The organism is Vibrio sp. 1874, assembly GCF_033344395.1.
GTDB classification, from domain to species: Bacteria; Pseudomonadota; Gammaproteobacteria; order Enterobacterales; family Vibrionaceae; genus Vibrio; species Vibrio alginolyticus.
Genome location: NZ_JAWPOR010000004.1, coordinates 270,760 through 283,001 on the forward strand (window position 1 = coordinate 270,760; position 12,242 = coordinate 283,001).

The following is a 12,242-nucleotide window of genomic DNA, read 5'->3' on the forward strand; positions in this document are numbered from 1 at the left end:
TCAACACCTAATTTCCCTCGTATGGCTAATCGTATAAAACAACATTTTATCTTTATTGTTGTCACGCTAAAGCGTACTTTCTTAATTATATGATTGGTTATAAAGGTAACGAGAATGGGATTAAAAATCCGTGGCTCTGTTGGTATAAATGGCACTAATTCGAAAAATGATGTTAAAGCAGTTCAACAATTTTTAAATGATAACCAAAAGAGAATAGGTTTTACCCGACTGTTGGTTGTTGATGGCTCGTTAGGGCGGAGTCCTCATTTGTCGAAAACAGTAGAGGCAATAAAAGTGTGTCAGCGTAAGCTACTTTATATGGTAAAGCCAGATGGTCGGATCGACGTAAATGGTAGAACTCATCGTAAGCTCAATGGATTACCAACCTATAGCTCATTGAAAAATGATCCTCATGATGCTCAAAAACTAGTAACCAAAGTACCTTGGATGAAAACAGCGTTGGGAGAAATTGGACAAAAAGAAGTTTCAGGCACTAAGGGCAATCCAAGGATTTTAGAGTATTTTACAGCATCTAAGTTCTGGGGCACTGATGACTCTGGAGGTCAAAATGCTTGGTGTGGTTCGTTTGCCGCTTGGGTTTTTAAACAACACGGAATCACTCCAGTAAAAGAAGCTTATCGAGCAAAGGAGTGGAAGGGTTTTGGTAAAAACATCTCAGAACCTATACATGGAGCTCTAGGGATTAAATCGAGAAAAGGTGGTGGGCATGTTGCTTTTGTCGTGGGAAAGAGCCCTGATGGTAGGCATTTGTACATGTTAGGAGGAAACCAAAGCAACCAAGTCAACATAGCAAAGTACTCTATTGATGTCTGGGACAAGTTCGTAGTACCGAGTAACTACGATGAAACAAAAGGTACTTTACCTGTATATACAAAAGGCTCTGCCTTAGCAGGAACGGAAAGCTAAATATGAAGAAATTTATAAGTTTGCTAGGCTGTGTGAGCTTATCAGCTTGTGCTTCACAGGGAGTGTACTCTCAGAATGAGGTACTCAAAGATGCGATATTTCAAACGCCCTATTCTGCAGTGGTGAAAATTACAGGTTTTGAAAAGTTTGCTGAACACGAGGAAGATGTTCTCTTTAAAGTTCAAGCAGAAGTGATTCAGAAACTTCGTGGAGACGTTGGGTCTGAGATTACTTTCAGTATGTATGGCGAGCTAGGAGATGAGCCCAATATACACAATGATCCTGTCATTCTCACACTATGTCGTGATAAAGATACATATTATTGGCCTGGAACGGGGGCTGAGTTTGGGGCTAATCAAGAGAACATATTAAACGCTCAAGAAACAGCTGCTCACTTGGATACAGAACAGCGCCATTTTGCACATTGTTCAGAATGAAAAGGGTGGCGGTTGAAACGAGCGGTTACAGAGCATGTTAGTCGCCATCGTAGACAGCGTCTTTGCTGAATGATTCGTCGAGATTTTTTAGTCTTTGATTGTCAGAGGCGACTGACAAAACCATACCAACTGTGACAACCATACCGCTATTAAAGCAGGATATTATTCCTTCAACTTTGTGTTTTAGGAGTAGTCATTAGACTACCCAATAATTGTTGGAATAAATAATGACGAAACGTTGGCTTGTCTCCGCTGTGAGCATTGCGCTGCTCGGCGGTGGTACGTATTTCTATCTCCAATCTGCCGCTCAACCAGAATTGCTGCCTACATTGATTGTGGAAAAAGGCACGATTGAAAAACAAGCGGTGGCTGTTGGTAAAATTGTCCCTGCACACTCCGTGTCTATCAAGTCACAAATCGACGGTATCGTCGGTGAAATTTACGCGAAAGTTGGTGAAAAGGTGAAGCAAGGCCAGCCGCTGATCAAAGTGCGTCCAAACCCAACCCCCCAAGCATTAACGGATGCATCGGCAGAACTCATGCGTAGTGAAGCCGATCTGGAATCCGCCAAACAAAAACTGTCCAACTTAGAAAGCTTGGTCAAGCAGGACATTATTCCAAGTAACTACGACGAATACGTAAGTGCGTGCTCGGCAGTCAAATCTGCGCAAGCGGACGTATTGCAAAAGCGCCAGAATCTCGAACTCATCCGCAGTGGTGAGGCGTCTATCGGTGATGCGCGTTTAACGTCGACGATCTACGCGCCAATTGATGGCACGGTACTCAACCAGAAAGTTGAGGTCGGAGAGCCGATCATCTCGACTCAATCAAGCCAAGCCGCGACTGAAATGATGTCATTGGCCGACATGAACAGTCTGATTTTTAAAGGTAGCGTCAGTGAGCATGATGCTGCGCAGTTGTCTCCGGGAATGCCCGTTATGTTGACGGTTGCGCCTTATCCTGATGTGGCGATTTCTGGTGTGCTAACCAAAGTAGCGATTCAATCTGAGAACCTTAACTCACCAGAAGGCAACGCTTCGGCTAAAAGTTTTGATAACGGTTTTGAGGTTGAAGTGGGAGAACTCAAGATCCCACAAGATGTGTTGCTTCGTTCTGGTTTTTCATCGACGGCTCAAATCATTCTGAAGACTTCTGAAAACGTGCTCACGCTACCGGAGCGCGCTCTGCAATTTGATGGTGACGCACCGAATGTTCTGATCCCCGATAGCTCAGAACAAGGGTTTCATAAACAACCTGTGAAACTCGGTCTGTCAGATGGCATCAATGTCGAAGTGCTTGACGGCGTGGAGCTTGATGAAGAGGTTATCGACAACAGTATGATGGGAGCGGCGCATGGTTAAGCTGCAACGATCAACAATCGCCTTTGCATTGTTGGCTGCCACGCTCAGTTTGCCGACCTACGCAATTTCTATTGAACAAGCTTGGCAACAAGCAAAGCAGAACGATCCAAATTACGAAAAAGCGAAAATCGGCGTCCAGCTTGGCGAGGTTGGCGTACAGAGTAGCCGCAGTGCGTTATTGCCGGGTTTAAGTGCCAGTGCGTCAGCGGATTGGAATGAGTCCTCAAGCCATTCCAACAGTTACGGCGCTACCTTATCTCAAACTATTTGGGATAGCAGTTTGTGGTCGGAACTGGATCAAGCGAATGCCAATTATCTCAAAGCACAGTTAGAGCTATCTCAATCACATAACGAGCTTGCGCAGAAGTTGCTCACCGCTTACCTAGATGTGGCAAGCGCAAAGGGCGACCTCAAATTGGCGCAGTCCAAGCTGGAGGAGGGGAAGGAACTTCTCAACATCATCGAGAAACGCTATCGAGCAGGCAAAGTGAAGTCGGTTGATGTTGAAGAGATGCGAGCGAATCAAGTTTCTGAGCAAGCAAGTATCCTCAATGCAAAAGCCGATCTCGAAGTGAAAAAAGCAGAGCTTGCGGCGTTAATCAATCAAATGCCGGAGAGTGTCGACCAAATTCGAACGGATTCTTTGATTCAGCCGCCGATGCTGGTGGACTCTCAGGAGCAATGGCTAAAGCTGGCTAAAGACAGCAGTCCAGAGCTGTTGGTGGCGGCGCAGATGGTGAAAGCGAGCGAGTTCGCGAAAGATTCAGCTAAAGGTGGATACTACCCAACCGTCAAAGGCAGTGTGGGCTACAGCGATGGTGACAATCGTTCAAACGGCGAGTTTAACGCTGGGATTAGTTTGAGTTTGCCGATTGACCTCAATGGTGCAGTGCGAGCGAAAGTGGACGAAGCATCGTTGAACATTTTAAGCGCCAAGCAAGATATGCGTAGAGTGGAAATTGATATTCAGAAACGAGTTATTCAGCAGTTTACTCAGGTCGATATCAACTGGAATCAAGTTTTGATAGCGAACGAGCTGGTTGAGTCGCGCGCCAGAGTGTTGCAAAGCAAAGAGAAACTTTACGACGCTGGTCTGCTTGAAGTGTCGGAAGTTATCAGCGCACACAACAGCTTGTTTGAGGCGAAAAACAGTCTGCAAACCAACTTGTACAGCTACTGGCGTAAGAGAATCGGCTTACTGCAAACCGCAGGGAAACTCGATGACGATACCATGGCGTTGATCTCTCGGGCTTTTCATTCATGAGCAGCCTATTGCAACAAACTTGGCAAACGTTGATGGCGCACCGCATGAAGAGCGTTCTAGCCATTATCGCGATTGCTTGGGGCGTGATCTCTGTGGTGGTGTTAATCGCACTTGGCGAAGGCTTTTATCGCCATCAGACTCAGTCGTTTTCATTTATGATCAACAATGTGCAAGTGGTGTTTCCGTCGAGTACCAGTAAACCGTGGCAAGGGTTACCTTCAAGGCGACAAATTGATATTCCACAAGAAAAAGTCGACATGATCAAACAGTCAGGCTTTGTGCAACAGGCGTCGAGCGTTTACGCCAAATGGGATGCGAATATCACCAATCTCAAAGGACAGAATTTATCGAGAACGGTCAGCGGTATTGATACGTCTTACTTTCCTTTAATGCAACGCAAGCTGCAATCCGGTTCGAGAAACCTGTCACCAAGTGATATGGACAACCACACTCGCGTGGCAGTGTTAGGCGATCAAATTGCGCAAATGGGCGGAATCCAAATCGGGGATAGGCTCAAAGTCAACGGCATTCCGTTTTTGGTGATTGGGATAACTGTTGGTGAGGACACTGGCATTTCATTCGGCGATAGCCGCACGGTTTTCATTCCTCAAACAACGTACCGCGATTTGTGGGATGCGAAACCTTGGATGGTATTGATGAAGCCGAGAGAAGGGATGGATGCATCGTCATTTCGACAAAATATCGTGAACTTTTTCGCCAAGCAGCTTCATTTTGACCCAAGTGATAAAGATGCGGTCGAATTACCCGATTTTAGTGAAGGTGCGGCGGTCATCAGTGGAATTTTGCGTGGCATTCAGATTTTTCTCGGAGCGAGCGGTGCGATGACCATGGCGGTCGGTGCGCTTGGTGTTGCCAACATCATGTTTTTATCCGTCACTGAGCGCACGCGTGAAATCGGTGTGCGTTTGGCGATCGGGGCGACTCAAAAATCCATACTCAGTCAGTTTATTCTTGAGGGGCTTATTTTGGTAGCTGTGGGCACGGCATTAGGTCTGATGTTTTCGTATGCCGTGGTATCTGTCCTAAGCAGCATGGGATTACCGGAATGGATTGGTTTGCCTGTGATCACGCCAGATTCCATTGCTTGGTCTTTACTTGTGACGCTTATCTTGGCATTGATGGCATCGTATTTCCCAGCAAGGCGAGCATCACGTCTCACGCCAGTCATTGCTTTGAGTGCGAGGGCTTAGCCATGTTGTTACCGATGAGACAAATTTTCCAAGAAATGGCCGCAGAAAAGCTGAGACTGGGTTTGACCATTCTAGCAGTAGCGTGGGCGACCCTTTGTATCGCTGCTATGTTGGCGGTAGGTGAGGGTATTCGTCAGGGCGTATTGAAAACCGCACAAAATGGTAACGGCAACTTGATTTATTTGACCGGAGGGATGGCCACCGTCGACCACGGTGCTTTTCACCAAGGTAAGTTTCTGACACTAAAAATGGACGATTCAGAGGTTGTTCGAGCGTTACCCGATGTAAAAAGCGTTGCGCCAACGGCGAAGTGGAAAGAGCGCATCACCGTTGGTGACAGAAGCTCGTGGCAAGAGCCGTTAGCGGTCACGAGCGAGTTTCAATCCATGACCAATTTGGTGCCGATGGCGGGGGGACGATGGTTAAACCCACTCGATCAAAAAGAGACGCGCAAAGTCGTTGTACTGGGTTATGAACTGGCAGCCGACTTATTCAACCCTAATGAGGACTTTAGTTGGTTTGCGACAGTCACATTGCAAGTCAACCCTGTGGGGAAAAAGGTAAAAATCGGCAATGAGGAGTTCATTGTTGTGGGCGTATTGGAGAAAAACAGCGCCCAAATAGAACTGGGGGATCTTATCAACTATTCCAGCTTTGTGCCGTTAGCGACGTGGAAGCGATTTCATGTCAACGGTGAAATTGGTGGCATCAATGTGCAGCCACAAGCGGATGTAGACCGAGAAGCCTTAGCAAAGACGATCAGGCAAGTGATTGCCCGTAAACACGGGGCAAGTGTCAGTGATGAACAGGTCGTCCAAGTCGATGATATGTTCCTTAAGCAAAAGAGTATGCAGCAGTTTCTGATAGGTTTGCAGAGTTTCCTTGGCATTATCGGCTTCGTGACGTTAGCTGTTGCTGGTGTTGGCATCGCCAATGTGATGTATGCCACCGTAAAGCGATCTACGCGTGATATCGGTGTGCGCATGGCAGTCGGTGCAACACCAACGGCTATTCGCATGCACTATTTAGTACAGTCTTTATTGACAATGATGATGGGGGGGGCGTTTGGGTTAGCCGTTACGTACGCGCTGGTGTCTGCCATCAGTTCCATTCCTTTAGAGGGCAATGCTTTTTATGAACAACTGGGTAAACCTGTCCCTGAGTTGTCGTGGGTCGTTGTCGCGATTGTCATCCTCACCTTAGTGATCATTGGTGTGGCATCTGCATGGTTACCTGCAAACCGAGCCGCAAAAGTCAGCCCGTTGGAGGCGCTACAAAGTGAATAACAACAATAACTCTGGAAAGAACATGTCGAACAAGCCGCTTGTTGAGCTGACCAACATCTGTAAATACTACTCAAGCGGGGAGGCGGAAGTTCGCGCGCTAGACTGCGTTGACTTAACCATTAATCAAGGCGAGTTTCTTTCGATTCTTGGCCCGTCCGGTTCAGGCAAATCAACGTTGATGAACATGCTCGGCTGTTTAGACAAGCCCACCGATGGCAAGTACCAACTTGGCGGCCAAAACGTCGCAAGTTTAAGTGCGAATGAGCTGGCTGGCATTCGTAACCAAAAGATCGGATTTGTCTTCCAAAGCTTTAACTTATTGGAATACGCGACGGCGCTTGATAACGTGGCACTGCCGTTGGTTTACTCTGGTATCAAAGCCAAAGAACGTCGCCAGCGCGCAGCTAAATTGCTAGAGCAAGTCGGGCTAGGGGATCGTTTAGACCATAAACCAAACCAGCTTTCTGGTGGTCAAAAACAGAGGGTCGCGATTGCAAGAGCCTTGGTCAACGATCCGCAAATCATCTTAGCAGATGAACCAACGGGTGCATTGGATTCAAAATCCGGCACAGAGATTGAAGCCTTGTTCAACCAACTCCACGCCGAAGGTAGAACGCTGATCATCGTGACGCACGATAACGCTCTGGCAGAGCGCACTAAACGCATCATCACCATCAAAGACGGCAAGGTGATTTCGGATAGGGTGCCGGTAAGTAGGGAGAAATGAGCTTTTCTTAATTGAGAACTGAGTTTTAAGGGAAATAGCGATACAGAGGCTATCTCCCTTTACTTTTATTCGCGATGTTCGCTTTGTCTCTCTTTTATCAAGTCATGCTTTTGTTCTTTAAGTAGAGTGATTGCGAGCTTAGTGTCCTCAATCAATTTACTGTTATCGTTGAGATCTTTGCTCTTCAAAGGCAAAACTAGATAATGAATGCTGCCATCTGCATTCTGTACTCCGGTAGCGATGATGACATCACCTTCAGACGCCGTACCAAAATACTCTGATACGACTTTGGTTTCGCTGACACCGTAGCTATCCAAATAGGATGACTCCGTATTGTCAAACAAGATAGGAACCCCTTGCCTAGCTAATGTTCGCAATTGTTTTTGCTTTTGCTCGTCGAATGGATAGTCGGTCGTACTGATGTAACTTACCTGTTCAGCTTCAATAAAATCGTACAGTTCATTGCTCAGTTCATTTAATGGGGCAGATATCCAAGGTGTAGCTGGAATGACGTCGGAAGTATCATCATTGCCACTTTGTGGTGTTGGAGTGGTAACCACCTTCTGAGCAGCATCGCTCTCAGGAGGCGTTACACTTATTGTCGCAGCGTCTTCTGTCTTGATTTGCTCGTCAAGGCTTGCAACAGGTTCGGTCTGGGCATTCTTGTTATTTGAATTAATCAGAAATATGGCGAGTACGGCACCAAGTGCCAGCACCGATCCAGTCAAGAGTTTTTTGTTACTTGTCATGTGTCATGTCTTACCGTTTATTTCATTAGTAAATATAGCGGCCACTTATTTATTCCGTGGCCGCAGGCTAATAAGTTAGTGGTAGAGATCGTCATTCCAAGAGATAGTTACGGCTCGGCTAGTCTCTGTCCATTGACTGCTATCACGATTTTTCTTCCAGGTATTTTCTGGAGTGGTATACCAGCTACACCAGTCGCGACCAAAGTAGTAATTGGTTTTTCGCCAACCAGCAACCAGCTTGACCTCTGATGTATCTAGGCCATCTTGAATGTCATTTTTTCTATATACGACGCCGACTTGTGGTTTAAAGTCTGAACGCATAACGACAGGTAACTCATTGTAATCAATCAAATTACCCATGTCACAACTGGTCCAACGATACAATAACCAGTCTTTAGCTGGCGTATTATGGCGGATAGTCTTGTTTTCAATTAACCAATTAATGCTTTCGTTAGCTTGGTTAAAATCGGCAACCGTTTGAAACTCTGGCTGGTCGTACGTTACACGGTTGCTCCAGGAGATTCCCCCACTAATATTTGGAGAAGTAGAAGCACTGAATCCAAGGTTAAAATCTAGCGACTCACTGACAGATGCCGTTGCAATGGTGTTTTCTGGAGCATGGCTCATGTGGCGTAAAGGGGCGCCATTTAAATAGCTCAGTGCCAGCTTAAAAGCCGTTGGAACGGTGTAACGGTAATCTCCCCCAGTAGCAAAACCATAGATTTGTTCTTTGTTTGGAACATTAGTCATGTCGAAGCCAGAACCGCCATTTAGGATCAACTTGGCTTCTTTAGCGCCATTTGGTAGCAAAGATTGGTTCCAGACATTTTCTAAAGAATAAATTAAGCGGATTTTTTTCGAGCGTGCATCACCATCATCAAGCTGAAGCAATGTCGAAGTGTAAGATTTCAATGTATCTTCAGCATGTGCTGGTGCTAAAGAACCAAGTAAAGCGAGTGCGATAATACTCGCGGAAAGATGCTGTTTTTCCATTATTTTTTCCTATTAGTCAGCCCATAAAGACTTTTGTTTTAAACCATCTTGATGGGCACTTTATAATTATGGACAGGTTATAAATTCAAGCTCAATAAATGAGCGGTGAAATAGTGCATCTTGTTTTTTATTAAAAAAAGAAAAAGGATAGATTCGTGGGATTAATGTCTCATAGTTTTTAAATTCACCACTCAACTATAATAAATAAGAATTTGGTTATTAAGTTTTGTCTTTTTAAGTTATTGCTTAATTTTAATTTTCTAATGTTGTGTTGAGATTTTCTATTGATAAAAGTGAATTTTATAAATGTTAGCCATGTTATTTTTAGGGTTTTTGTTATACCAAATTAAGTAAAGTATCGTTATGTGGTTATCTCGGGTTTATGGGTTTAATTCAAATTAAAACAGTGGTTTATGTTTTTTTGTTATTATTTTTTAGAGCTTAATGTAATAGTTTAGTGATAAAGTCCGTCAATGAAGTTGCCATGTTCGTGTATGAAGTTATATGTGCTTTTACAGCAGGAAATTAAACTTTACGTTTAAGATGGTAAAGATAGAAAAAGAAATAAATAAGATTATTAAATAATCATGTTTCGAGAATATAAAATGTAACGTACTTCTAATTAAACGAATGCTTGAATAAACGATGGAGTGTGAAAAGTACTATTTAAGTTACGCTGTCCTATATTCCAGTTGGCGTCTTGTTTATACAATGCGTTTTCTCGGCTTAAAACTGGTTTACGTACTGCTAATCCCTTATCAGTTTCTTAATTACACATATTGGCAATATGCTCGCCAAGTTACGTGTATTGGTGTCAATGAAAAACAGTATCTACGATAGCTCTCTCAGGGTTGGAACTGCCACTATGAATTTCCTTCATGTTCAATGTGAAACAATACCAATATTACTCAACTCGTGAAGCAAGTATAAAAAACGGACTGCTCTGGTGTTAGGCACTGCGACCACCGTTTTTAGTACGAACTGTTCGTCGTGAACGCTGCGCAACCTAACGATTGGGAAAACCAAAAAACAAAAAATGTCCCCATGCACAGAGTTAGGAAAAGTCTGCTTTATCTAAGGAAATAGGATACCAACTCACGATGAATAACGATTTCACATTTGCTATCAAAAGCATTCGCTTTGATGAGAATTACCAACCATCAGACAACACGCGAATCACTACCAACTTTGCTAATCTGGCTCGCGGAAACTACCGCCGAGAGAATCTGCGCAATGCGCTCCGAATGATCGATAATCGTTTTAATGCGTTGGCATATTGGGATAACGCGCAAGGTGACCGCTACTCCGTTGAACTTGAAATCATCTCCGTTGATATGGATATCCAAGGTAGTGGAGAAGCCTTCCCATCGATTGAAGTGCTCAAAACTAACATTGTTGACCACAACACTAACGAGCGTATTGAAGGCATTGTGGGCAACAACTTCTCTTCATACGTGCGTGATTACGACTTTAGCGTTTTGCTGTTGGACCACAACAAAAACCAGCCACAGTTCAGCATCCCAGCGAACTTCGGTGATTTGCATGGCAAACTGTTCAAAGCTTTCGTTAATTCTGAGTCTTATAAACAGCATTTCAAAAAGCTGCCAGTGATTTGTCTGAGCGTATCGGACAACAAGGTATACCGACGCACCGAAAATCAACATCCTGTTTTGGGCTTTGAATATCAGCCGAACGAATCTTCGTTGACGGAGCAGTACTTCAAGAAGATGGGCTTACAGGTGCGCTACTTTATGCCGCCAAACAGCGTTGCACCGTTGGCATTCTACTTCTTCGGTGACTTGTTGAACGATTATTCAAACCTAGAGCTTATCAGTACGATTAGCACGATGGAGACATTCCAGAAGATTTACCGACCTGAGATTTACAATGCCAACGCGGTTGCCGGTAATTGCTACCAGCCAAACCTAAAAAACCTAGACCACTCGCTAACTCAAATCGTTTACGACCGAGAAGAGCGCAGCCAACTGGCAGTTGAACAAGGGAAATTTGCCGAGGAGCATTTCATCAAACCCTATCAATCTGTGCTTGAACAATGGTCTGCAAGCTACGCGTAATCGATAACGAGAATCTAGAAAGGAATGACGATGAAAACACTATTACCGACTTCAACGGCTGGCAGCTTACCGAAACCTTCTTGGCTGGCCGAACCAGAAAAACTTTGGTCACCGTGGAAACTGCAAGGTGAAGAACTGATTGATGGCAAACGCGATGCGCTACGCGTCGCTTTGCAAGAGCAAGAATTGGCAGGCGTTGATATCGTCAGTGATGGAGAGCAAACTCGGCAACATTTTGTGACGACCTTTATTGAGCATTTAAGCGGCGTAGATTTTGAAAACCGTAAAACGGTGACCATTCGCAACCGTTATGAAGCAAGTGTTCCGACTGTGGTTGGCCCAGTAAGCCGCACAAAGCCCGTGTTTGTTGAAGATGCCAAGTTCTTGCGTCAGCAAACTAAGCAACCTATCAAGTGGGCACTGCCAGGCCCTATGACGATGATCGATACGCTTCATGATGATCATTACGGTAGCCGTGAAAAGCTGGCTTGGGAATTTGCGAAGATCCTCAACCAAGAAGCGAAAGAGCTTGAAGCGGCGGGTGTCGACATTATTCAATTCGATGAACCTGCGTTCAATGTGTTCTTCGATGATGTGAACGAGTGGGGCATTGCGTGTTTAGAGCGTGCGATTGAAGGGCTGAAATGTGAAACTGCAGTGCACATCTGCTATGGCTACGGCATCAAAGCGAACACGGATTGGAAGCAAACGCTAGGCACTGAATGGCGACAATACGAAGAAGTATTCCCTAAATTGCAGCAGTCGAATATCGATATTATCTCGCTTGAGTGTCATAACTCACGAGTGCCTATTGAGTTACTTGAGTTGATTCGCGGTAAGAAGGTGATGGTTGGTGCGATTGACGTCGCTACCAACGAAATTGAAACGCCACAAGAAGTAGCGAACACATTGCGAGAGGCGTTGAAGTACGTTGATGCCGACAAGCTTTACCCATGTACCAACTGTGGTATGGCACCTTTGTCTCGTGAAGTATCGACCGCTAAGCTCAATGCGTTAAGTGCGGGTGCGGAGATCATTCGTAAAGAGTTGGTGGGTTGATATTAATACTTAGGCTCCGCACCATGAACTAAAATTAGGGTCATTCTAGCGAGTTTAAATGAGACTAGGAGTCGGTTTACTGCTCGCTAGGAAATAGCGATAACTTCCGCACTTCAAAGCACTCGGTGGGTAGATCCTGAATCACGCTCGTCC

At 45.0% G+C, this 12,242-nt stretch carries 11 protein-coding genes; 9 read left to right on the top strand and 2 right to left on the bottom strand.

Annotated features, from left to right (window positions below; genetic code table 11):
• The first annotated feature begins 114 nt into the window (after positions 1-114).
• The 7 genes from R8N46_RS11100 to R8N46_RS11130 all read left to right on the top strand — a co-directional run bounded on the left by R8N46_RS11100 (position 115) and on the right by R8N46_RS11130 (position 7,213).
• Positions 115-927, top strand: coding sequence for a TIGR02594 family protein (locus tag R8N46_RS11100; RefSeq protein ID WP_054577663.1), 813 nt, complete (start codon positions 115-117; stop codon positions 925-927).
• Positions 928-929: 2 nt separating this feature from the next.
• Positions 930-1,364 (top strand): hypothetical protein, encoded by a 435-nt coding sequence (locus R8N46_RS11105; RefSeq protein WP_017633884.1) that lies wholly within the window; start codon positions 930-932, stop codon positions 1,362-1,364.
• 227 nt (positions 1,365-1,591) lie between these two features.
• Entirely contained in the window at positions 1,592-2,725 is a 1,134-nt protein-coding gene (locus R8N46_RS11110; protein ID WP_054574779.1) for an efflux RND transporter periplasmic adaptor subunit, read from the top strand.
• Positions 2,718-3,989, top strand: coding sequence for a TolC family protein (locus R8N46_RS11115; protein ID WP_042523056.1), 1,272 nt, complete (start codon positions 2,718-2,720; stop codon positions 3,987-3,989). Before R8N46_RS11110 ends, R8N46_RS11115 begins: the two co-directional genes overlap by 8 nt.
• Positions 3,986-5,200, top strand: a complete 1,215-nt coding sequence (locus R8N46_RS11120) for an ABC transporter permease (RefSeq protein WP_054574778.1) — start codon at positions 3,986-3,988, stop codon at positions 5,198-5,200. Before R8N46_RS11115 ends, R8N46_RS11120 begins: the two co-directional genes overlap by 4 nt.
• Positions 5,201-5,202: 2 nt before the next feature.
• Positions 5,203-6,486 carry an ABC transporter permease gene (locus R8N46_RS11125; protein WP_054574777.1) on the top strand — a complete coding sequence of 428 codons (1,284 nt, stop codon included), beginning with the start codon at positions 5,203-5,205 and terminating at the stop codon, positions 6,484-6,486.
• A 22-nt stretch (positions 6,487-6,508) separates the two neighbouring features.
• Positions 6,509-7,213: an ABC transporter ATP-binding protein gene (locus R8N46_RS11130; RefSeq protein WP_213972425.1), complete on the top strand. Its 705-nt coding sequence runs from the start codon at positions 6,509-6,511 to the stop codon at positions 7,211-7,213.
• Positions 7,214-7,278: 65 nt separating this feature from the next.
• On the opposite strand, the gene R8N46_RS11135 is transcribed toward R8N46_RS11130, so the two are convergent.
• Positions 7,279-7,962 carry a topoisomerase I gene (locus tag R8N46_RS11135; RefSeq protein WP_149192480.1) on the bottom strand — a complete coding sequence of 228 codons (684 nt, stop codon included), beginning with the start codon at positions 7,960-7,962 and terminating at the stop codon, positions 7,279-7,281.
• A 75-nt stretch (positions 7,963-8,037) separates the two neighbouring features.
• A complete protein-coding gene (locus R8N46_RS11140; RefSeq protein WP_005376731.1) occupies positions 8,038-8,955 on the bottom strand; it encodes a leukocidin family pore-forming toxin in 918 nt (305 codons plus the stop codon).
• A gap of 1,100 nt (positions 8,956-10,055) precedes the next feature.
• Between R8N46_RS11140 and R8N46_RS11145 the strand changes: the two genes are divergently transcribed.
• Together R8N46_RS11145 and R8N46_RS11150 are read left to right on the top strand one after the other, a co-directional pair.
• Positions 10,056-11,030, top strand: a complete 975-nt coding sequence (locus R8N46_RS11145) for a DUF1852 domain-containing protein (protein ID WP_025767248.1) — start codon at positions 10,056-10,058, stop codon at positions 11,028-11,030.
• 30 nt (positions 11,031-11,060) lie between these two features.
• Positions 11,061-12,089, top strand: a complete 1,029-nt coding sequence (locus R8N46_RS11150) for a methionine synthase (protein ID WP_213972426.1) — start codon at positions 11,061-11,063, stop codon at positions 12,087-12,089.
• The last annotated feature ends 153 nt before the right edge of the window (positions 12,090-12,242 follow it).

Excerpts from the sequence above, each read along its gene's own strand:
- R8N46_RS11130 (WP_213972425.1), top strand. The coding sequence starts at position 6,509 with ATGTCGAACAAGCCGCTTGTTGAGCTGACCAACATCTGTAAATACTAC.
- R8N46_RS11110 (WP_054574779.1), top strand. The coding sequence starts at position 1,592 with ATGACGAAACGTTGGCTTGTCTCCGCTGTGAGCATTGCGCTGCTCGGC.
- R8N46_RS11120 (WP_054574778.1), top strand. The coding sequence starts at position 3,986 with ATGAGCAGCCTATTGCAACAAACTTGGCAAACGTTGATGGCGCACCGC.
- R8N46_RS11150 (WP_213972426.1), top strand. The coding sequence starts at position 11,061 with ATGAAAACACTATTACCGACTTCAACGGCTGGCAGCTTACCGAAACCT.
- R8N46_RS11105 (WP_017633884.1), top strand. The coding sequence starts at position 930 with ATGAAGAAATTTATAAGTTTGCTAGGCTGTGTGAGCTTATCAGCTTGT.
- R8N46_RS11135 (WP_149192480.1), bottom strand. The coding sequence starts at position 7,962 with ATGACAAGTAACAAAAAACTCTTGACTGGATCGGTGCTGGCACTTGGT.
- R8N46_RS11100 (WP_054577663.1), top strand. The coding sequence starts at position 115 with ATGGGATTAAAAATCCGTGGCTCTGTTGGTATAAATGGCACTAATTCG.
- R8N46_RS11115 (WP_042523056.1), top strand. The coding sequence starts at position 2,718 with ATGGTTAAGCTGCAACGATCAACAATCGCCTTTGCATTGTTGGCTGCC.
- R8N46_RS11140 (WP_005376731.1), bottom strand. The coding sequence starts at position 8,955 with ATGGAAAAACAGCATCTTTCCGCGAGTATTATCGCACTCGCTTTACTT.
- R8N46_RS11125 (WP_054574777.1), top strand. The coding sequence starts at position 5,203 with ATGTTGTTACCGATGAGACAAATTTTCCAAGAAATGGCCGCAGAAAAG.
- R8N46_RS11145 (WP_025767248.1), top strand. The coding sequence starts at position 10,056 with ATGAATAACGATTTCACATTTGCTATCAAAAGCATTCGCTTTGATGAG.